Below are 19,558 nucleotides of genomic sequence, written 5' to 3'. Positions count from 1 at the left end.
GTCGCTCGGGGTATGTTTGCCGCTCAGAATCCCGGTTTACCTCGTTTTACCGTCCGGCGCCCGATCGCCAGTGACGCGGCCGGTTTATTTTTCAGCTACGCTGACAGTTCCGGCGGGCTCAAGGGCAGCGACTTGTCAAAGATGAAAATACACGCGATCACCGCCCCCCTTTCCAAAGCGCGCCACCAGCGCTGCTGCGAGTGCGATCTGCTGTTCGTGCTGCCGCCGCTCAGCGGCAACCAGGCCGCCTATTGCCCGCGCTGCAACGCCAAGGTAGTGAACGGCCGCGACTGGTCGATGACGCGCCTGACCGCCATGGCGATCGCCATGCTGCTGCTGATGCCGTTCGCCTTCACCGAACCGCTGATCAGCATCCGCCTGCTCGGCACGCGCATCGACGCCAGTTTGCTGGAAGGCATCTGGCAGATGAGCCGTCAGGGCGACCCGCTTACCGCCAGCATGGTGGCGTTCTGCACCATCGGCGCCCCGCTGACGCTGGCGCTGTCGTTGCTGTACCTGCGCTTCGGCCACGCGCTCGGCATGAACCTGCGGCCGGTGCTGCTGATGCTGGAGCGGCTCAAAGAGTGGGTGATGCTGGACATCTATCTGATCGGCATGGCGGTGGCGGCGATCAAGGTGCAGGATTACGCCGACATCCAGGCGGGCAGCGCGCTGATCGCCTACCTGTCGCTCACCCTGCTCAGCATCCTGACGCTGATCCACGCCAACCTGGAGCAGCTGTGGGAGCGTTACTATCCGCAGGAACAGCCGAAAGGCCCGCCGGCGGCGCTGCACATTTGCCTGTCCTGCCACTATACCGGCTACCCCGACGCGCGCGGCCGCTGCCCGCGCTGCCACGTGCCGATGTGCCACCGCCAGCCTTACAGCCTGCAGAAAACCTGGGCGGCGCTGATCGCGGCGATGATCCTGTTGATACCGGCCAACCTGCTGCCGATTTCCATCATTTACGCCAACGGCGTGCGCCTCGAAGACACCATATTCTCCGGCGTGGTCTCGCTGGCCACCTCCGGCAACGTGCCGATCGCCGCCATTGTGTTCATCGCCAGCGTGCTGGTGCCCTTTACCAAAGTGATCGTGCTGATCACGCTGTTGTTCAGCATTCACTTCAAAACCTCGCACAGCCTGAAGACGCGCATTCGTCTGCTGCGTCTGGTCGCCTGGATCGGCCGCTGGTCGATGCTCGATCTGTTCGTTATCGCCTTGATGATGTCGCTGGTAAACCGCGACCAGCTGTTATCTTTTACTATGGGACCGGCCGCGTTTTACTTTGGCTCGGCGGTCATTTTGACTATTCTTGCCGTTGAGTGGCTGGATAGCCGATTGATTTGGGATGCACATGCAACAGGAAACGCCGACTACACCGACTGAAGCGCGGGTCAAGAACAAGCGCCGCATTTCACCGTTCTGGTTACTGCCGTTCATCGCCCTGCTGATCGCCGGGTGGCTGGTCTATAACAATTTCCAGGAGCGCGGCACCACCGTCACCATCGATTTCCAATCGGCGGCGGGCATCGTCGCCGGCCGCACGCCGGTACGCTATCAGGGCGTAGAGGTCGGCACGGTGCAGAAAATCAGCCTGAGCAAAGATTTGCGCAGCATCGTGGTGGAGGCCAGCATCAAAAGCGATCTGGAAGACTCGCTGCGCGAAGGCACTCAGTTCTGGCTGGTGACGCCCAAAGCCTCGCTGGCCGGGGTCTCCGGGCTCGATGCGCTGGTCGGCGGCAACTATATCGGCATGATGCCCGGCAGCGGCAAGGAGCAAACTCACTTCACCGCGCTCGATACCCAGCCGAAATACCGCCTGAACACCGGCGAGCTGATGATCCACCTGCACGCCGACGATCTCGGCTCGCTCAACAGCGGCTCGCTGGTCTACTACCGTAAAATCCCGGTCGGCAAGGTGTATGACTACACCATCAGCGAAGGCAACAAGGGCGTGACCATCGACGTGCTGATCGACCGCCGTTTCGCCAACCTGGTGAAGAGCAACAGCCGCTTCTGGAATGTCTCCGGTTTCAAGGGCGATTTCAGCCTGTCCGGCGCGACGGTACAGATGGAGAGCCTGGCGGCGCTGGTCAACGGCGCCATCGCCTTCGATTCGCCGGCCGATGGCCAGCAGGCCAAGGGCGATCAGAGCTATACCCTGTATCCGGATCTGGCCCACAGCCAGCGCGGCGTCAATATCCTGCTGGATCTGCCGAACGGCAACAGCCTGAGTGAAAACCGCACGCCGCTGATGTACCAGGGGCTGCAGGTCGGCACCCTGACCAAGCTGACGTTGCAACAGGACAGCAAAGTGGTCGGTGAACTGACCATCGATCCTTCGGTGGTCGATCTGATGCGCAGCGGCACCCGCATCGTGATGCGCAGCCCGCGCATCAGCCTCAACGACGCCAAGCTCAGCCAACTGCTGACCGGCACCACGCTGGAGCTGGTGCCGGGCGAAGGTGAGCCGCAGCAGCGCTTCAACGTGCTGGACAGCAGCGAAACGCTGTTGCAGCAGCCTGGCGTGCTGACCGTCACGCTGAACGCGCCGCGAAGCTACGGCATCGACGTCGGGCAACCGCTGGTGGTGCACGGCGTGAAAGTCGGCCAGATCCTGAGCCGCACCCTGACCGCCGGCGGCGTGGTGTTCACCGCCGCCATCGACGCGCAGTATCGCGGCCTGCTGCACAAAGACAGCAAATTCGTGGTCAACAGCCGGCTCGACGTCAAGCTGGGCATCGACGGCATGGAAGTGCTCGGCGCCAGCGCCCAGGAATGGGTGGACGGCGGCGTGCGCATTATTCCCGGCAGCAAGGGGGAACCGGGCGGCCAATACCCGCTGTACGCCAACAGCGAAAAAGCCGAGGAAGGCATCGTCGGCAACGCCCCTTCCACCACCCTGACCCTCAGCGCCACCAGCCTGCCGGACGTGCAGGCCGGTTCGGTGGTGCTGTACCGCAAATTCCAGGTGGGCGAGATCGTCAACGTTCGGCCGAAGGCCAACGAGTTTGAGGTTGACGTGTACATCAGCCCGGAATACCGCAAGCTGCTGACCCGCGAAAGCATCTTTTGGGCCGAAGGCGGCGCCAAGGTGCAGCTCAACGGCAGCGGGCTGACGGTGCAGGCTTCGCCGCTTAACCGCGCGCTGAAAGGCGCCATCAGCTTCGACAACCTGCAGGGCGTGACGCTCAACAAGGGCGCCAACCGCGTGCTGTACGCCAGCGAAACCGCCGCCCGCGCGGTGGGCAGCCAAATCATGCTGCGAACCTATGACGCCAGCAAGCTGTCGGCGGGCATGCCGCTGCGCTACCTCGGTATCGACGTCGGCCAGGTGGAGTCGCTGCAGCTGGCGCCGGAGCGCAACGAAGTGTTGGCCAAAGCGGTGCTGTATCCGGAATATGTGCACACTTTCGCGCGCCTGGGCAGCCGCTTCTCGATCGTTTCGCCGGAGATCTCCGCCGCCGGCGTCAGCAATCTCGATACCCTGCTCCAGCCTTATATCAACGTGGAGCCGGGGCGCGGCCGCGAGCTGCGCACCTTCGAGCTGCAGCAGGCCAGCATCACCGACTCGCGCTATCTCGACGGCCTGAGCGTAGTGCTCGACGCCGCCGAAACCGGCTCGCTGCAGATCGGCACGCCGGTGCTGTTCCGCGGCGTAGAGGTCGGTACCATCACCGGCTTCTACCTTGGCGCCATGTCCGATCGGGTGCACGTCGCGCTGCGCATCAGCAAGAAATATCAGCATCTGGTGCGCAACAACAGCGTGTTCTGGCTGGCTTCGGGTTACAACCTGCAGTTCGGCCTGACCGGCGGCGTGATCAAGAGCGGCACCTTCCAGCAGTTCATCCGCGGCGGTATCGCCTTCGCCACGCCGCCGACCATTCCGCTGGCGCCGAAAGCCACGCCGAACAAACACTTCCTGCTGAATCCGGAAGAGCCTAAGGACTGGAAAACCTGGGGCACCGCCATTCCGCGCGATTAAATTTCGCATTTTCCTCAGGGCCCGGCATCGCCAGGCCCTGTTTTTTTCCGCTTTGTGATAAACTCTCGCCCTTATCTTTATTGCACCCTGAGAGTTCGCCCGTGGCCAAATCCACCGCCGTTTTTCTGCCCCCCGCTTTCCTTGATGCCACCCGCGCCATCATGCCCGCCGAGCTGGCGATGGACGATTTTATTGCCGCCTGCCAGCGCCCGCTGCGCCGCAGCCTGCGCGTCAATACGCTGAAAATCAGCGTCGCCGACTTCCTGGCGCTGGTGCAGGATTACGACTGGCGACTGGAGCCCATTCCCTGGTGCGCGGAAGGGTTCTGGATCGAGCGCGACGATGAAGAGCTGCGCCTGGGCAGCGCCGCCGAACACCTGAGCGGCCTGTTCTACATTCAGGAAGCCAGTTCGATGCTGCCGGTCAGCGCGCTGTTTGAGGGCGGCGCGGCGCCGACTCGGGTGCTGGACGTGGCGGCGGCGCCGGGATCCAAAACCACCCAGATCGCCGCGCTGATGGGCAATCAGGGCGGCATCGTCGCCAACGAATACTCCGCCAGCCGGGTGAAAGTGCTGCACGCCAATATCAGCCGCTGCGGCGTGAAGAACACCGCGCTGACCCACTTCGACGGCCGGGTGTTCGGCGCCGCGCTGCCGGAGAGCTTCGACGCCATTCTGCTCGACGCCCCCTGCTCCGGCGAAGGCGTGGTGCGCAAGGATCCGGACGCCATGAGCAACTGGTCGCCACAGAGCGTGGCCGAGATCGCCGCCACCCAGCGCGAGCTGATCGACAGCGCGTTTCATGCGCTGGCGCCGGGCGGCGTGATGGTTTACTCCACCTGCACGCTCAATGCGCAGGAAAACCAGCAGGTGGTGCGCTGGCTGCTGGACACCTACAGCGACGCGGTCAGCGTCGAATCGCTGGGCGGGCTGTTCCCCGGCGCCGACAAGGCGCTGACCGCCGAAGGTTTCCTGCACGTCTTCCCGCAGATTTACGACAGCGAAGGCTTTTTCGTCGCCCGCCTGCGCAAACGGCGCGCCGTGGCGCCGTTGCCGAAGCCGACCTACAAAGTCGGTAAATTCCCGTTCAGCCCGCTGTCCGGCAAAGAAGCGGCGCAGGTCGCCCAAGCCGCCGCCGCATCCGGCTTAACCTGGGGCGATGACGGCCGGCTGTGGGAGCGCGACAAAGAGATCTGGCTGTTCCCGGCCGAGCTGGAACCGCTGTTCGGCAAGGTGCGCTTCTCGCGCATCGGCCTCAAACTGGCGGAGCGTTTCCCTAAAGGTTTCCGCTGGCAGCACGAGGCGGCGATCGCGCTGGCCGGCACCGGCGGCAAAGCGCATTTCGAGCTGGACGCCGCGCTGGCGCAGGAGTGGTATCACGGCCGCGATCTCTACCCGGAACTGCCGCCGGCGGGCGATGAATGCATCGTCACCTACCAAGGGCAGCCGCTGGGCATCGCCAAGCGCATCGGCAGCCGTATCAAGAACAACCTGCCGCGCGAGCTGGTGCGCGACGGCGCGCTGGATTTCCACCTGTAAACGATACCGCGCCGGGGAATTAAACGCCCCGGCGATAAAATAACGCTAATAATATTCCCATCACCGTTCGTTATTATTCTAATCATTTCAATTTATCGGTATACCTCACCTGTAAGCCCCGTCAGCCGGGGGATGGGAATAAAAAGTTTCTCGCTTTCATCAAGACAATTCCCGATTCTTATTCTATTAATTAAAGTGCAGCTAAATGAATACGTTCAACCCACCTCTGGGTGGCGTCTTTGCGGGCTTTCTCTCATACGGCAAGGAATTAAGATGAAAAAAACTCTGATGGCATTGACCTCGGTAGCAACCCTGCTGTGCGCCAACGGCGCGGCTAACGCAGCAGGCACCATTCAAGGCACGCTAGGCGTGACGCTGACCATCGGCGCCGGTTGCGTCGTGGGGGGCGGCAACAGCAGCGGTTCCGTCAACGACTTCGGCTCCATCAGCTTCGGCACTTACTCTTCACTGGCCAACATCATCGACGCCAGCGCCACCGGCGCAGGGGGGGCCGGTACGCTGTCATTGACCTGCACCACCGGCACAGACTACACGGTGGCGCTGGACAACGGGCTCCACGTCACGTCAGGCACCCAACGCCGCATGGCCAGCACCGCAGGCGCATTCATCAGCTATAACCTTTACCAGGATGCCGCGCGCACCACCGCCTGGGGCAGCGGCGCCAACGCGCTGACCGGCACCGGCACCGGCGCCGCCGTTCCGCTGATCGTGTATGGCCGCGTGCCGGCGGCCGGTTCTACCCCGGCGGCGGACACCTATAACGACACCGTCACGATGACGGTCACCTGGTAACGGTGCGGCTCGCGCTTTGCTGCGGCGGATTATGGGCGTGCAGCCTGTTGGCGCTGGCCGACAGTAAAACGGCGACCCTCGGCGTCAGCGCGACCTTGCTCAGCGCCTGTGAAGCCGGCAGCAGCTCAGGCGGCAACGTCAGCTTCGGCACGCTGAATTTCGGCACGCTGTATTTTCTCAGCACCGCCACCAGCGTCGCCGGGCAGCAAAACGCCGGCGCCATTCGGGTGAAATGCACCAACGGCACCAGCTACAGCGTTCTGCTTGGCGGCGGGCAAAGCGGCAATACCGCGGCCCGCTACCTGCAAAGCGCGGCCGGCCAACGGGTGAATTACAACCTGTACACCAACGCCGCCCACAGCACCATTTGGGACAATCTGACGGGCGTGTCACAAACCGCCAACGGTTCGGACAACTGGCTGCCGGTCTATGGCATGATTCCGGCGCAGTCCACGCCCCCGACAGGCAGCTACACCGACACGGTACAGGTCACGATCAATTGGTAATGACGATGCGCGCTTCCATTTGCGGTTTGCTGTTCTGCCTGCCGCTTTCCCCGGCCCAAAGCGATACCGGCGTCAACGACTTGACCAAAAGCCAGCCGTTCACCGTCAATGCAACCGTGGTAAAAGGCTGCGTATTGGGCAGCGGCGTCAGCGACGTGACCACCTTCGGCACCCTGAACTTCGGCCAACTGTCCTCGCTGAGCAACGCGGTCAGCGTCGTCTCCAGCAGCGGCGCCGGTTCGGTGCTGTTTCGCTGCAACCCGGGGCTGAGCGTTACGCTGGCCCTCGGCGTCGGCAATCATGTGACCGGATCCATCGCCGGCGGCAGAAAATTACAAAACGCCGCCACGTCGGAAACGCTGCTGTATCAACTTTATCAAGACAGCAACTACGCCACCCTTTGGGGGGATGGCGCCAACGGCGGCGCGGCGCAGACCGTCGCCGCCACCGGCAGCACGCAAGAAATCAAGGTTTACGCCCGTCTGTTTTCGACCAGTACCCTGCCCACCAGTGGCGTTTACAGCGATACGGTCTTGTTGACGGTCACTTATTAAGTTTTTTTGCAATAAGGATGAGTTATGCGCATACCCTTCCGCCTGCCGTTAACGGCAGCCCTGCTCCTGGCAAGCCAGCAGCACGCCCTGGCCGCGGCCTCCATTCTCATTTGGCCGATCGATCCGGTGATTGAAGATCAACAACAGGCCACCGCGCTGTGGCTGGAAAATCGCGACAGCAAACCGGTCTATATGCAAATTCGCGTGTTGGGTTGGCGGCAAACCGCCGGCAAAGACGATTACAGCAACCAAAGCGACGTGATCGCCAGCCCGCCGGTGGCGTCGATCGCGCCAGGCAAACGCCAGCTGATACGCCTGATCAAACAGTCGGCCCCGGCGGCGGGACAGGAACGTGCCTACCGCATTTTGGTCGATGAAGTGCCGGTGAAAGAACAATCGTCGGGCGCCGCCCCCGGCGGTGCGGAGATGGGGCTGAAATTCCAGATGCGCTACTCGGTGCCGCTGTTCGTCAGCGGCAAGGGCATTTGGACCAAACAGGACAGCGAAAAACCGCGCGATTACGCGACCGCCAGCCAACCTCAGCTCAGCTATCGTCTACAGCAGCAAAGCAGCGAACGCTGGCTGGAGGTGCGAAATCAAGGCGCAGTGCATGCCCGCATGTCGAAAGTGACGCTGCAAGGCCGCAGCCTGAATCCCGGCCTGATGGGATACGTGCTGCCCGGTTCGCAAATGCGCTTCGCCTTGCCGCCCGCCGGCGGTTTCAGCAGCGGCAAACTGATGGCCACGGTCAATGACAACAAACAGCCCGTAGCCATTCCGTCTTATTGAGGCCCAGGTGCAGCCGACAGGGAGGCTATCGACGCGGCGTTTCAGCCTTAAGCCGCTGGCGTTTGCCATGCTGAGCATGGCGGCCGGCGGCTGGCTGCCGTTTGCGCTCGGCGACGATCTGCCGCCGCCGCCCAGCGCCGTCAGCATGCCGGACACCACGCTGTATCTGGAGCCGGTCGTCAACGGGCGCCAAACCGGCAACGTCGTGCCGGTCAACTACCGCGGCGGCCATTACTACATGACGCCCCAGCAACTGCTCGACGCCGGGCTGCCGGTAGCGGATAAGCAGGCGAAAGAGATCGCCGTCGATCGGCTGGAGAAGGTGGATGTCAGCTACAGCGGCGAGAGCCAGCAGTTGCTGATCAACGTGCCTAACGACTGGTTGCCGCAGCAAACCATCGGCGCCCATTCACCGTTGCAGCGCTTGCCGGCGCAAAGCAGCCTGGGTTTGCTGTTCAACTACGATATCTATGCCAGCCAAAGCAACGGCAATGGCCGGCCGGGCTACCTGTCGGCGTGGAGCGAACAGCGGCTGTTCGACGGGTTCGGCGTCATCGCCAACACCGGCATCTACCGCAGCGGGTTTAACGGCGGGCCGAACGACGATGGCGGGCGCTATATTCGATACGACAGCTACTGGCGTTTCAACGACGACCAGCGGATGCTGAGTGTGATCGCCGGTGACCTTACCACCGGCTCGCTCCCCTGGAGCAGCGCCGTGCGCATCGGCGGCTTGCAATTGGCGCGCAATTTCGCGGTGCGCCCGGATCTTATCACCTATCCGCTGCCGCAATTTTCCGGCCAGGCGGCATTGCCCAGCAGCGTCGATTTATACATCAACAGCTATAAAAACAGCACCACCAACATCAATCCCGGGCCGTTCACCCTCAACAGCGTGCCCTACATTAACGGCGCGGGTCAGGCCACCGTCGTCACCACTGACGCCCTCGGCCGCCAGGTCAGCACCACGGTGCCGTTCTACGTGGCCAGCAACCTGCTGCAGACCGGCATGAGCGATTTCAGCATTTCCACCGGTTTGCTGCGGCGCAACTACGGGTTGAATTCTGCCGATTACGGGCAATGGGTAGGCAGCGCCAGCTTACGTTACGGCGTCACTGATTGGTTAACCCTGGAAGGACGCGCCGAAGGCGCAGCCGAGTTGGCGGTTGGCGGCGCCGGCGCCGACCTTCGCGTCGGGCAATGGGGGGTTCTCAACGCGTCCTACAGCGTCAGCCAGGCCGGTGATGAAGCGTTTAACGGCGGCCGGGCGATACAATCCCCCACCTATTACGATCCGCTGACCGGCAGGCCGTTGCAACAGCCGGATCCCCAGCCCGTCTATCGCTACACCGGCAACCACGGCGATCAGAGCAGCTTTGGTTACACCTACAGCAACCAACGTTTCAGCCTCAACGCCCAACGCATCCTGCGCAGCGCCGATTTTGGCGACATTTCCGTGTATAAAAGCGACTACCGCCTGAGCCGCCGCACCGATCAGTTGACCGGCAGCGTCAGCCTGGGCCGGCTCGGCAGCCTCGGCGCCGGTTATTTTGACGTCCGCGACGCCATCGCTCAGCGAACCCGCCTGGTGAACCTGTCCTACAGCGTATCGCTTTGGCGCAACAGCAGCCTGTACGCCTCGCTGAACCGGGAAATCGGCAGCAGCGGTTACAGCGCCCAGCTGCAGCTCTCCATTCCGTTCGACAGCTGGGGCACGGCCAGCTTCAGCGCCGCGCGCGACAACAACAACCGCTGGAGCGAACGCGTCAGCTACAGCCGCGCCGCGCCGACCAATGGCGGTTTCGGCTGGAATCTGGCCTACGCCAATAACCCGAGCGGCGGCGATTACCGCCAGGCCGATCTGACCTGGCGCACCCGCAGACTCGAAGCCCGAGCGGGCGTATACGGCACCCGCGATGAAACCAACCACTGGGGAGAAATCAGCGGTTCGCTGGTGGCGATGAACGGCGGCGTGTACGCCACCAACACCATCAACGATGCCTTTGCGCTGGTGTCCACGCAAGGATACGCCGACATTCCGGTGAGCTATGAGAACCAGCCGATCGGCAAGACCGACGCCCAGGGCTATTTACTGGTGCCGACCGTCACCTCTTACTACCATGCGAAATTCCAGATTGATCCGCTCAACCTGCCCGCCGACGTCGCGCTGCCGACGGTGGAGAAAACCGTCGCCATTCGCGATCACAGCGGTTTTCTGGTTGAGTTCCCCATCCAACCCATCTCCGCCGCCGACGTCGAACTTGTTGACGAGCAAGGCAAACCGTTGGCCAACGGCAGCCAGGTGGCGGTGGTTGGCGGCAATCAGCAAAGCTATGTCGGTTGGGATGGCATGACCTATATCGACCCGGTGCAACAACACAATCGGCTGAGCGTGATCCCGGCCGACGGCGGCCCGCCGTGTCAGGCGGAATTCAGCCTGGCGAAGCCTCAGGGCATCCAGCGCGTCGGCCCGGTTGTCTGCCGCTAATTCAACGACGGAGAGTCACTATGTTTCGGGGATTGAAAGCCTTCTTATTGTTAACCCTCTCGCTGCTGTTCTGTCAGCGCGCATTCGCCGACTGCGCCACCACCAACGGCACCGTCACCTTACCGGGAAGCAGCTCTTTCGTGGTCTACAACGGGCAGATCAACGCCCAGGGCACCGCCGGCCTCAACTGCACCGGCCTCGGGCTATCGCTGCTGTCGCAGAACACCGTCACGGTCAAGGTTGCGTCGACCACCAACGGCATGGCGGTCGCCAACACCGACGGTTCCGGCGATAAAATCGCCTACCTGATCTATCCCGACGCCAACTATCAATATCCCTACAGCATCGGGCAGACCATTGACTACAGTTCACTGAATCTATTGTCGCTGATCCTGATCTCCTCCAACGTCAACTTTCCGCTGTATATCAAAACCACCGCCGGCGCCAACGTGCGTTCGGGCACCTATACCGACACCATCAACCTGATCTGGAACTACCATATCTGCGGCCTCGGCGTGCTCGGCCTGTGCATCTGGTGGGACGGCGTCAACAAGGCCAGCACGGTCAGCGTCAGCGTCGCCATCACCAAAGACTGCCTGATCGGCACCGCGCCCAACGTCAACTTCGGCAGCATGGCATTGGTCGGGCAGTTCAATCCTGTCAATCAGAGCATCACCCTGACCTGCACCAAAACCGAGGGATACAACACCTATTTCACCAACGGCAATAACCCGGTCTCCGGTTGGCGGCGTATGAAAAGCGGCACCAGCAATTTCATGCAGTATCAGATTTACTTGCCCAATACGACGACCGTTTGGGATAGCACCAACAAACAGAGCGGCGCCGGCACCGGGCTGGCGCAAAGCATCCCGTATAAGGCGGCGGTCAATGCGGCGCAGACGGAAGTGGCGGTCGGCAGCTATCAAGACAATCTCAGTTTTGTGGTGGAATACTAGGCGCGGTGCTTTGCCGTCGTGGAAATTGTTTCCAAAATGTAATTTTTATGTGGCATTTTTTGCTCACTTGGCTATGCTGTTACCGATGGCCGCACTGGTCTAACCTCCTACCACACCATTGAGCAAGGAGTTCCCATGAGCAAAACCGTCGTAAAAATTGGCAGCTTCGAGGTCGATGACGCGCATCTTCACGCCGGCGCCGACCGCGCCGGCACCCTGAGCATTCCCTGCAAGTCCGATCCGGATCTGTGCATGCAGCTGGACGGCTGGGATGAACACACCAGCATTCCGGCGATCCTCGACGGCAAACAGTCACTGCTGTACAAGCAGCACTACGATCGGCAGGCGGACGCCTGGGTGATGCGGCTGGCATGAAAATGCATCAGAACTGCTGACGACGCGCTGTTTTCATCGGAAACAGCGCGTTTTTTTATGCGATGGCGATGCCGCGGCCGGCAAAGAAAGGGGTGAAGCGGCTGAGCGGCAGGTGCACCCGCTCGCGCGTCGCCGGGCTGTCGCCCGAAGGATTGTGGAAGGTCACGCTTTGCGCATCGGCGGCGGTGATCAGCACCAGATGCCCGCCCCGCTGCGGCGGAATGCTCTCCGGCCGGCGAATGGAGGGATGCACCGAGGCGATAAAGTAGCGGCATTCTTGAAGCAGCGCCGGCACGTCAGCGGCCTCCAGCCCCACCTTCACCTCCGCTTGCAGCGCGAACTGCTCGCGTACGAACTCGACGAACGGCGCGTAAATCAGCCCCTTTATCCGCTCCCCTTCGCGCACATAGGCGCCGTAAGGCAGGCTGCGCCGCGCCAGCTCCAGCAGCGGCGGCGCTTCGCCGTCGCGGTGGCCCAGCACCATTTTCAGACAGGCCATGCCGCACACGTGATTGGCCCACTCGACGTACTCCGCCCGATCGCGGGCGCCGCTGCGCGCCCAATTTTCGTCTTGCGCCAGCGTCGCGCGGCCGGCGATCAGATCGGCGGCCAGTTCCGGGCTGGCCCACTGGCACTCGTAGGGAACGGCGCGCATAAGATTAGAATTTGTCGACGACTTTGAAATTCATCAGCACCAGCGTCATGTCCGGCGAGAACAGATCGTACTCTTCAAAGAAGCGCTGCAGCTCTTTGCGCCAGTGCGCCAGCGAGCGATCGCCCTCGCCTTCGGCAAAGGCGTGCGCTTCATCGACCTGATCGTAAGTTTTCATTTCCACCGCGGTCAGCTCGACCGCGCAGACCGGCTCACCCTTGCCGTCCACCACCAGGAACCGATCGCCGGCCTGCGGGATCCCCTCGCCGTCGAGGTTGGAACAGGTGGCCGTTTTGGTGCCATTGAGGATCAATTGCACCACTTCATCGGCCTGCTGCTCGGTATCGCCGAACGCCCAGCGCTCAAGGTGCTCGTATTTCTGTGGAATTGCCGTCGCCATGATTATACCTTTAGGAAAAATGCATCAATGCAGACAGGATAGTACAACGTATTGCCGGCCGTCTGCATCCGTCGCAAGCGCGACTGCGCGTTCCGCCACCGCCGCCTTTACGCGTTTTTACCGTTCTTCGCTGTGCCTGCCGCGCTGTCGGGCGCATACTGTGAACATTATTCACCCAATGGCGACCGCTAGGCGGCAACATGCGGCAAAATGACATCGATGCTGACGATACCTTCAGCGATTTACTCAACGGCGTCGCGTTAGTGACGCTTTTCCTCATCATCCTCGCCGGTGGATGGTATTTCAGCTAAAGGGGAAACAACGTGGCAACAAAACGCATGGGCGCCAAGCTCAGTAAAATGGTGGTGGTGCTGCTGCTGATCTGCCTGGCGTTGCTGCTGTTGCGTTGGGCGGCGATAGCCTTCGGTTAATCCCGCGAAACGCCGGCGCCCTGCTCACCGCCGCCGCGGCACGGTCGGCTCCAGCAACTCCCGCAAATAGGCCAAGCGCGCCTCTCCCTGCGGCAACCAGCGGCGACACAGCCAATGCTGCGTTTCACCCGTGCGGCTCAGGCGGTAGTACTCCGCTAAGGTTTCGACCCAGTTCATGATGTTTTCTCCTGCTTTTCGACACCGCAAGTATTGAGCGTAAAAACCAGAAGAAATACTGATGGCTTGTTTTTTATGCTTCCTGTTTTAGGCAGCCGGTAGCGAAGCCGCAGTTCAGCTGCTACATTGGGCAAAAATCAACCAACCGAGGTAGGCCATGACGTTCTCGGAACAGGAGATTAAACCCGTATGGGATGAGGTCGCACGCCTGATCGGCGACGGCGTGATGCAGCTGCGCCATCGCGGCGAAGCGCTGTCGGTGGAAACGCTGGAAAAACATCTGGCGCGGCAGCTGGCGGACAGCAACGATATCGAACGGCGCATCCTGCTCGGCGCCGCCATCAACATGCTGAAAGGCGGAAAATGAATCGCCAACCGAAAAGGTTGGCGATCCGACAGAAGCCCGAGGTATGCAAGCCCGGCCTTCTGCGCGCTACTATGTCACGCTAATATGACGGAATTAATAGGAATTGTCGGGTTTTTGCCCAAAATGCCCTATTTTTGTTGCCTGCATTACGCCAACACGAAATCACCCGCATCCAGCGGCTGCCCCACCACTTTCACTAGGAAATCGCTGCCGGTGTTGAACAGCGTCAGATCGATCTTGTCTTCACCGCGCACGAAGTCGCGGATCCAATCCGCCGGTGGCGGTGAGGAAGTCGCGATCGGTATTGGAATTGAAACCGTAGATCGTATCGCCGATGCGGGTGTGCATGTTGGCGCCGTAGAAATGCGGGATCGCCGTGATGTCGTTGAGCAATGGCCCGGATGAGTACGCGCCTTTAAAGTCCTGCCCGATGTTGCTTTCGCTGAAATAGCTCATCACGCTGTGGGTGCGGCTGTCCTCGAAATAAAAAACCGGGGCAATCCAACCCCGGCTATCCATAAGAAACCCTGGACTCAGACTAACCAACCGAGCAGCAGCGTCGCGCCAATGACCGTGGAAGCGCCGCCGATGCGCGTGGCGATTTGGGCGAACGGCATCAGCCCCATGCGGTTCGATGCCGACAGGATCGCCACGTCACCGGTGCCGCCCAGGCCGCTGTGGCAACAGGTGACGATCGCCGCTTCCACCGGGAACATCTTCAGGTAAGGCGCAATCAGGAAACTGACCAGCCCCATCGACAGCACCACCGAACCGCAGACCACCACATAACCGACCGAGAACACCGCCACCACGCTTTCCAGCGGCACGAACAGCATGCCCAGACCGATCATCAGCGGCCACACCAGCGCGGTGGAGACGAACTTGTAGAAACTGTGCGCGCCGGTCTCCATCGAGGCCGGGATCACCCGGCAATATTTGCACAGCACCGCGAACAGGATCATCAGCACCGGGCCGGGAATATGCACGATGTGTTCAAACAGGCCGCCGACGATAAAGAAGGCGCAGATCACCAGCAACCCGCCGCCCATCAGTTGGAAATCGACGTTGCCGCTTTGCTCCTTGATGGCGAACATCGCGTTCTCCTGCGCCGAGCGGATCAGCATGCCGTCGCCGCTCAGCGCCTTGCGCTGCATGCCGATGCGCGCCAGCACCCCGGCGGTCACGATGGCGAAGATGTTGCCCAGCACCGCCGCCGGCGCCAGCTGCGCGACGTAGACGTCCGGCGTCGAGCCCAGGATCGCCGAATAGGCCAGCGACAGCGGTAAAATCCCCTCGCCGATGCCGCCGCCGATGATCGGCACGATGATGAAGAAGAAGGTGTGATAAAAGGTAAAGCCGAACAGCTTGCCCACCAGCAGCCCGGTGATCACCGCCGTCACCGTACCGACCACCAAGGGCACAAACATGCGAATCATCCCCTGAATCAGGATCACCCGGTTCATGCCGAGAATGCTGCCGACCACCAGACTGGCGATGACGAAATAGAGCAGGTTGGCGTCTTTCATCAGCAGATGAACGGTGCCCATGACGTTAGGCTGGAAGACATTGAAATAGACCAACACCGACGGCACCATCAAACACAGAATGGCCGGCCCGCCGATATCGCGCAGCACGGGAATGCTTTTTCCCAACTGCGCCAGCGCAAAGCCCAGCGTCATTATCACAGCCAGGCCGCCGATCATATTCTTCGGCAGGAAGTTGGCGTAGGCGGAAATCGCCACGATCGCGCAAATCGTGATAAACAACGCGATCGGCACCGCACCGATATCTATTTGACGAAGTTGATTAATTAATCCTGAGGATTCGGACGATGCCGCATTTTTATCACAGACCAGTTCTGCATTTATCTGTTTCATTATTCACCCTGCTGACAAGCGTACAGTACGGTTAGATTCACCTGGCGCAACAGCCCTGCCATAGCCAAGAAAAAACAAATGATTACGAAAAATCCTATTGTGGATTTCGCTTTTTCTAATAAGAAATAAAACAGTAGACAGCCCTGACGATATGATAAAAAATAAAAATGCAAAACTAAATTACGCCGGCGAAATTCAATATTGTGACCCTCCGCCAAGGTTGGTTTTAATTAATTATCGTCAGCATTTTGTAATTAAAGTAAGCAGGCTTAAATTCGCTGCTATGCTATAGGAGGGCGAAAAAGCCCCCTGTTTTATTAATAAAGAACCGGAAACGCATTAGCTGAATCCGGTCAGCTTGATCCGAACCTTAATCCTGCGCGCGGCACCGCACGGGAAAGAGGCATAATATGACTCATAAGGAAGTAGAATATGTCTTCACGCGCTGTTACCCCACAAACCCTCGCTCGCTACGGCATCCATCAGGCCGCCGACATCGTCTATAACCCCAGCTATGAATTGCTGTTCGCCGAAGAGACCCGCGCCGACCTGCCGCCGCTGGAACGCGGCACCCTCACCCAACTCGGCGCGGTCAACGTCGCGACCGGTGAGTTCACCGGCCGTTCGCCGAAGGACAAATACATCGTGCGCGACGACACCACGCGCGATACCGTCTGGTGGTCCGACAACGGCACCGGCAAGAACGACAACCAGCCGCTCTCCCCGGAGGTCTGGCAGCATCTGAAAACGCTGGTGGGCAACCAGCTCTCCGGCAAGCGTTTGTTCGTGGTGGACGCGTTCTGCGGCGCCAACGCCGACACGCGCCTGAAAGTGCGCTTCATCACCGAGGTGGCCTGGCAGGCGCACTTCGTGAAAAACATGTTTATTCGCCCGAGCGACGCCGAACTGGCGGACTTCGAGCCGGACTTCGTGGTGCTGAACGGCGCCAAATGCACCAACCCGGACTGGCAGCAGCAAGGGCTGCACTCGGAGAACTTCGTCGCCTTCAACCTGACGGAACGCATGCAACTGATCGGCGGCACCTGGTACGGCGGCGAGATGAAGAAAGGCCTGTTCTCGATCATGAACTATCTGCTGCCGCTGAAGGGCATCGCCTCGATGCACTGCTCGGCCAACGTCGGCGAGCAAGGCGACGTGGCGGTGTTCTTCGGCCTGTCCGGCACCGGCAAAACCACCCTCTCCACCGATCCGAAGCGCCAGCTGATCGGCGATGACGAGCACGGCTGGGACGACGACGGCGTGTTCAACTTCGAAGGCGGCTGCTACGCCAAGACCATCAAGCTGTCGCCGCAGGCGGAGCCGGAAATCTATCAGGCGATCCGCCGCGATGCGCTGCTGGAAAACGTCACCGTGCTGGCCGACGGCAGCATCGACTTCGACGACGCCAGCAAGACCGAGAACACCCGCGTTTCCTATCCGATTTATCACATCGAGAACATCGTCAAACCGGTGTCCAAAGCCGGCCATGCGCGCAAGATCATCTTCCTGACCGCCGACGCCTTCGGCGTACTGCCGCCGGTATCGCGCCTGACGCCGGAGCAGACCCAGTACCATTTCCTGTCCGGCTTCACCGCCAAGCTGGCCGGCACCGAGCGCGGCATCACCGCGCCGACGCCGACCTTCTCCGCCTGCTTCGGCGCCGCGTTCCTGACGCTGCACCCGACGCAGTACGCCGAAGTGCTGGTGAAACGCATGGAGGCCGCCGGCGCCCAGGCTTACCTGGTCAACACCGGCTGGAACGGCAGCGGCAAACGTATTTCGATCAAGGATACGCGCGGCATTATCGACGCCATTCTGAATGGCGACATTGAGCAGGCCGAGACGTTCACGCTGCCGATCTTCGGGCTGGAGGTGCCGACCGCGCTGCCGGGCGTCGATCCGTCGATCCTCGATCCGCGCAAAACCTACGCCGACGAGTCGCTGTGGCAGGAGAAAGCGCAGGATTTGGCGCAGCGCTTTATCGATAACTTCGCCAAATATACCGTCACCCCGGCGGGTGAAAAATTGGTGAACGCCGGGCCTAAACGGTAACGGCATTCCCCCGCTCAAGGGCCGATTCGTCGGCCCTTTTTTGTTTTCACTCTTCCGCCATCCCCTGCGTTCGCCGATGTTTGCCCCGAATGGTGGCGTATCGACGGCATGCGCTGAGCGCCTCACAGTTCCCGCTGAAATCAATTGATTGTTTTGTCGTATAAATTTAGAACTGACAAACAATAATTCAAAAGTATGGGAACGGGGATGAATCAACAGACTCTCGACGCGCGCCGCTCGCGTCAGGCGTTGCTGGCCGGCTCGGTCGGCAACTTTATCGAATGGTATGAGTTCGGGGTGTACGGGTTCCTGGCCACCGTTATCGCCGCCAATTTTTTCACGCTGCAGGGTGAAAACGAAATCACCAGCCTGATCCTCACCTACGCCGCCTTCGCGCTGGCGTTTTTCTGTCGGCCGATCGGCGCGGTGATATTCGGCCGCATCGGCGATCGCATCGGCCGTCGCCCAACGCTGATTGCGGTTCTGCTGTTGATGACGCTGGCCACCGCGCTGATCGGCGTCATGCCGACCTATGCCTCGATCGGCGTCGCCGCCCCGCTGCTGCTGACGCTGCTGCGCATGTTTCAGGGGCTGTTCGCCGGCGGCGAATTCGGCGGCGCCGTGTCGCTGATGACCGAGTTCGCCCCGAAGGGCAAGCGTGGGCTGTTCGGCGCCTGGCAGTCGCTGACCGTCGCGCTCGGCCTGCTGGCCGGGGCCGGGCTGGTGGCGCTGTTGGCCGCGCTGCTCAGCGTGCAGCAGCTGCATGACTGGGGCTGGCGCATTCCGTTCCTGCTGGCGCTGCCGCTGGGTGCCGTGGCGCTGTGGCTGCGGCTAAAGCTCGAGGAAACGCCCACGTTCACCCAGGCGCAGCAACATGCGGAACACGCCGCCGCGCCGCCGGAAGCGAAGCTGGGCGGCGTGGTGAAAACCATTCTGATCGGCATCGGCCGCATGATGGGCTGGTCGGCCGCCGGCTATACCTTCCTGGTGGTGATGCCTTCCTATTTGCAAACCTCATTGCACGCCACCTTCCAGCAGGCGCTGGTGGCGACGGTGCTCGCCAACGTCGGCTTCGCCCTGACCATTCTGCCGGCGGGCATTGTCAGCGACAAACTGGGGCGTAAAACGGTGATGCTGACGGCGGTGGCAGCGGTGATCCTGTTCACCTTCCCGCTGCTGCACCTGTTGCAGGATGCGCAGAGTTCACTGTGGGCCAAAGGGCTGGCGGTCATGATCGCCGGCGCCGTGGTCGGCCTGCTGGCCGGCCCCGGCCCGGCGATGCTGGCGGAGATGTTCCCGACCCGGGTGCGCTATACCGGCTTGGGGCTGGCTTACTCGCTGTCCAATGCGGTGTTTTCCGGCTCGGCCGGGCTGATTATCACCGGCCTGATCAAACAGACCGGCAATATCGACATTCCCGCCTACTACGTGGTCGCCACCTCGGTGGTCAGCCTGTTTGCGCTGATGACGCTGCGCCGCGACGACCATCTGCGCTCGCTGAACGAACGTTAATCCTCCGGGGGCATATCGCCCCCTTGCCAACTCGTGACCTCGATCACAAGGCATAAATGTTAACGTTAACTTTTGTGATTAAC

At 61.1% G+C, this 19,558-nt stretch carries 18 protein-coding genes and 1 pseudogene; 14 read left to right on the top strand and 5 right to left on the bottom strand.

What is annotated here, in order from left to right; all coding sequences use genetic code 11:
* Window positions 1-141 precede the first annotated feature (141 nt).
* The 10 genes from yebS (at window position 142) to ACJ8PI_RS06370 (ending at window position 12,007) form a co-directional block, all read left to right on the top strand.
* Window positions 142-1,389, top strand: coding sequence for a membrane integrity lipid transport subunit YebS (gene yebS, locus ACJ8PI_RS06415; protein WP_033638760.1), 1,248 nt, complete (start codon window positions 142-144; stop codon window positions 1,387-1,389).
* Complete coding sequence (locus ACJ8PI_RS06410) at window positions 1,358-3,988, top strand: PqiB family protein (RefSeq protein ID WP_164134158.1); 2,631 nt, start codon at window positions 1,358-1,360, stop codon at window positions 3,986-3,988. Before yebS ends, ACJ8PI_RS06410 begins: the two co-directional genes overlap by 32 nt.
* A gap of 101 nt (window positions 3,989-4,089) precedes the next feature.
* Window positions 4,090-5,526, top strand: a complete 1,437-nt coding sequence (rsmF, locus tag ACJ8PI_RS06405; RefSeq protein WP_060438749.1) for a 16S rRNA (cytosine(1407)-C(5))-methyltransferase RsmF — start codon at window positions 4,090-4,092, stop codon at window positions 5,524-5,526.
* A 273-nt stretch (window positions 5,527-5,799) separates the two neighbouring features.
* Complete coding sequence (locus ACJ8PI_RS06400; RefSeq protein ID WP_033638282.1) at window positions 5,800-6,339, top strand: Csu type fimbrial protein; 540 nt, start codon at window positions 5,800-5,802, stop codon at window positions 6,337-6,339.
* Window positions 6,340-6,341: 2 nt separating this feature from the next.
* The gene (locus ACJ8PI_RS06395; protein WP_072008406.1) at window positions 6,342-6,845 is read left to right on the top strand and encodes a Csu type fimbrial protein; all 504 of its coding nucleotides are present in this window, start codon (window positions 6,342-6,344) and stop codon (window positions 6,843-6,845) included.
* 5 nt (window positions 6,846-6,850) lie between these two features.
* Window positions 6,851-7,399, top strand: coding sequence for a Csu type fimbrial protein (locus tag ACJ8PI_RS06390; protein WP_086557004.1), 549 nt, complete (start codon window positions 6,851-6,853; stop codon window positions 7,397-7,399).
* A 24-nt stretch (window positions 7,400-7,423) separates the two neighbouring features.
* Window positions 7,424-8,188 (top strand): fimbrial biogenesis chaperone, encoded by a 765-nt coding sequence (locus ACJ8PI_RS06385; RefSeq protein ID WP_033653896.1) that lies wholly within the window; start codon window positions 7,424-7,426, stop codon window positions 8,186-8,188.
* A gap of 67 nt (window positions 8,189-8,255) precedes the next feature.
* Window positions 8,256-10,676 (top strand): fimbria/pilus outer membrane usher protein, encoded by a 2,421-nt coding sequence (locus ACJ8PI_RS06380; protein WP_185744060.1) that lies wholly within the window; start codon window positions 8,256-8,258, stop codon window positions 10,674-10,676.
* A gap of 20 nt (window positions 10,677-10,696) precedes the next feature.
* Entirely contained in the window at window positions 10,697-11,632 is a 936-nt protein-coding gene (locus ACJ8PI_RS06375) for a Csu type fimbrial protein (protein ID WP_033638278.1), read from the top strand.
* 135 nt (window positions 11,633-11,767) lie between these two features.
* Window positions 11,768-12,007, top strand: coding sequence for a DUF1480 family protein (locus ACJ8PI_RS06370; RefSeq protein ID WP_004931517.1), 240 nt, complete (start codon window positions 11,768-11,770; stop codon window positions 12,005-12,007).
* A 55-nt stretch (window positions 12,008-12,062) separates the two neighbouring features.
* On the opposite strand, the gene ACJ8PI_RS06365 is transcribed toward ACJ8PI_RS06370, so the two are convergent.
* Together ACJ8PI_RS06365 and ACJ8PI_RS06360 are read right to left on the bottom strand one after the other, a co-directional pair.
* On the bottom strand, window positions 12,063-12,662 hold the full coding sequence (locus ACJ8PI_RS06365) for a hypothetical protein (RefSeq protein ID WP_033646337.1): 600 nt from the start codon (window positions 12,660-12,662) through the stop codon (window positions 12,063-12,065).
* A 4-nt stretch (window positions 12,663-12,666) separates the two neighbouring features.
* The gene (locus ACJ8PI_RS06360) at window positions 12,667-13,059 is read right to left on the bottom strand and encodes an ASCH domain-containing protein (RefSeq protein ID WP_033638276.1); all 393 of its coding nucleotides are present in this window, start codon (window positions 13,057-13,059) and stop codon (window positions 12,667-12,669) included.
* A gap of 338 nt (window positions 13,060-13,397) precedes the next feature.
* On the opposite strand from ACJ8PI_RS06360, the gene yniD reads away from it, so the two are divergent.
* Complete coding sequence (gene yniD, locus ACJ8PI_RS06355; protein ID WP_223307179.1) at window positions 13,398-13,490, top strand: small membrane protein YniD; 93 nt, start codon at window positions 13,398-13,400, stop codon at window positions 13,488-13,490.
* Between the two features lie 24 nt (window positions 13,491-13,514).
* Here the strand turns inward: yniD and ACJ8PI_RS06350 are convergent, their stop codons facing one another.
* Window positions 13,515-13,667, bottom strand: a complete 153-nt coding sequence (locus tag ACJ8PI_RS06350; protein ID WP_165790328.1) for a hypothetical protein — start codon at window positions 13,665-13,667, stop codon at window positions 13,515-13,517.
* A gap of 157 nt (window positions 13,668-13,824) precedes the next feature.
* Between ACJ8PI_RS06350 and ACJ8PI_RS06345 the strand changes: the two genes are divergently transcribed.
* Window positions 13,825-14,034, top strand: coding sequence for a hypothetical protein (locus ACJ8PI_RS06345; protein WP_004931526.1), 210 nt, complete (start codon window positions 13,825-13,827; stop codon window positions 14,032-14,034).
* Between the two features lie 273 nt (window positions 14,035-14,307).
* Here ACJ8PI_RS06345 and ACJ8PI_RS06340 read toward each other — a convergent pair.
* Window positions 14,308-14,520: pseudogene (locus ACJ8PI_RS06340) on the bottom strand (M10 family metallopeptidase C-terminal domain-containing protein); the annotation flags it as partial.
* 47 nt (window positions 14,521-14,567) lie between these two features.
* On the bottom strand, window positions 14,568-15,911 hold the full coding sequence (locus ACJ8PI_RS06335; protein ID WP_074026502.1) for a 2-hydroxycarboxylate transporter family protein: 1,344 nt from the start codon (window positions 15,909-15,911) through the stop codon (window positions 14,568-14,570).
* 432 nt (window positions 15,912-16,343) lie between these two features.
* Here ACJ8PI_RS06335 and pckA point away from each other — a divergent pair, with 432 nt between their 5' ends.
* Window positions 16,344-17,963, top strand: coding sequence for a phosphoenolpyruvate carboxykinase (ATP) (gene pckA / locus ACJ8PI_RS06330; protein WP_033646339.1), 1,620 nt, complete (start codon window positions 16,344-16,346; stop codon window positions 17,961-17,963).
* Window positions 17,964-18,170: 207 nt separating this feature from the next.
* Complete coding sequence (locus tag ACJ8PI_RS06325) at window positions 18,171-19,475, top strand: MFS transporter (RefSeq protein WP_033653892.1); 1,305 nt, start codon at window positions 18,171-18,173, stop codon at window positions 19,473-19,475.
* The last annotated feature ends 83 nt before the right edge of the window (window positions 19,476-19,558 follow it).

Origin of the sequence: Serratia sp. CY82433, from assembly GCF_052166535.1 — a bacterium.
Classification (GTDB): Bacteria; Pseudomonadota; Gammaproteobacteria; order Enterobacterales; family Enterobacteriaceae; genus Serratia; species Serratia sarumanii.
This window is presented reverse-complemented; position numbering and strand designations above follow the sequence as displayed.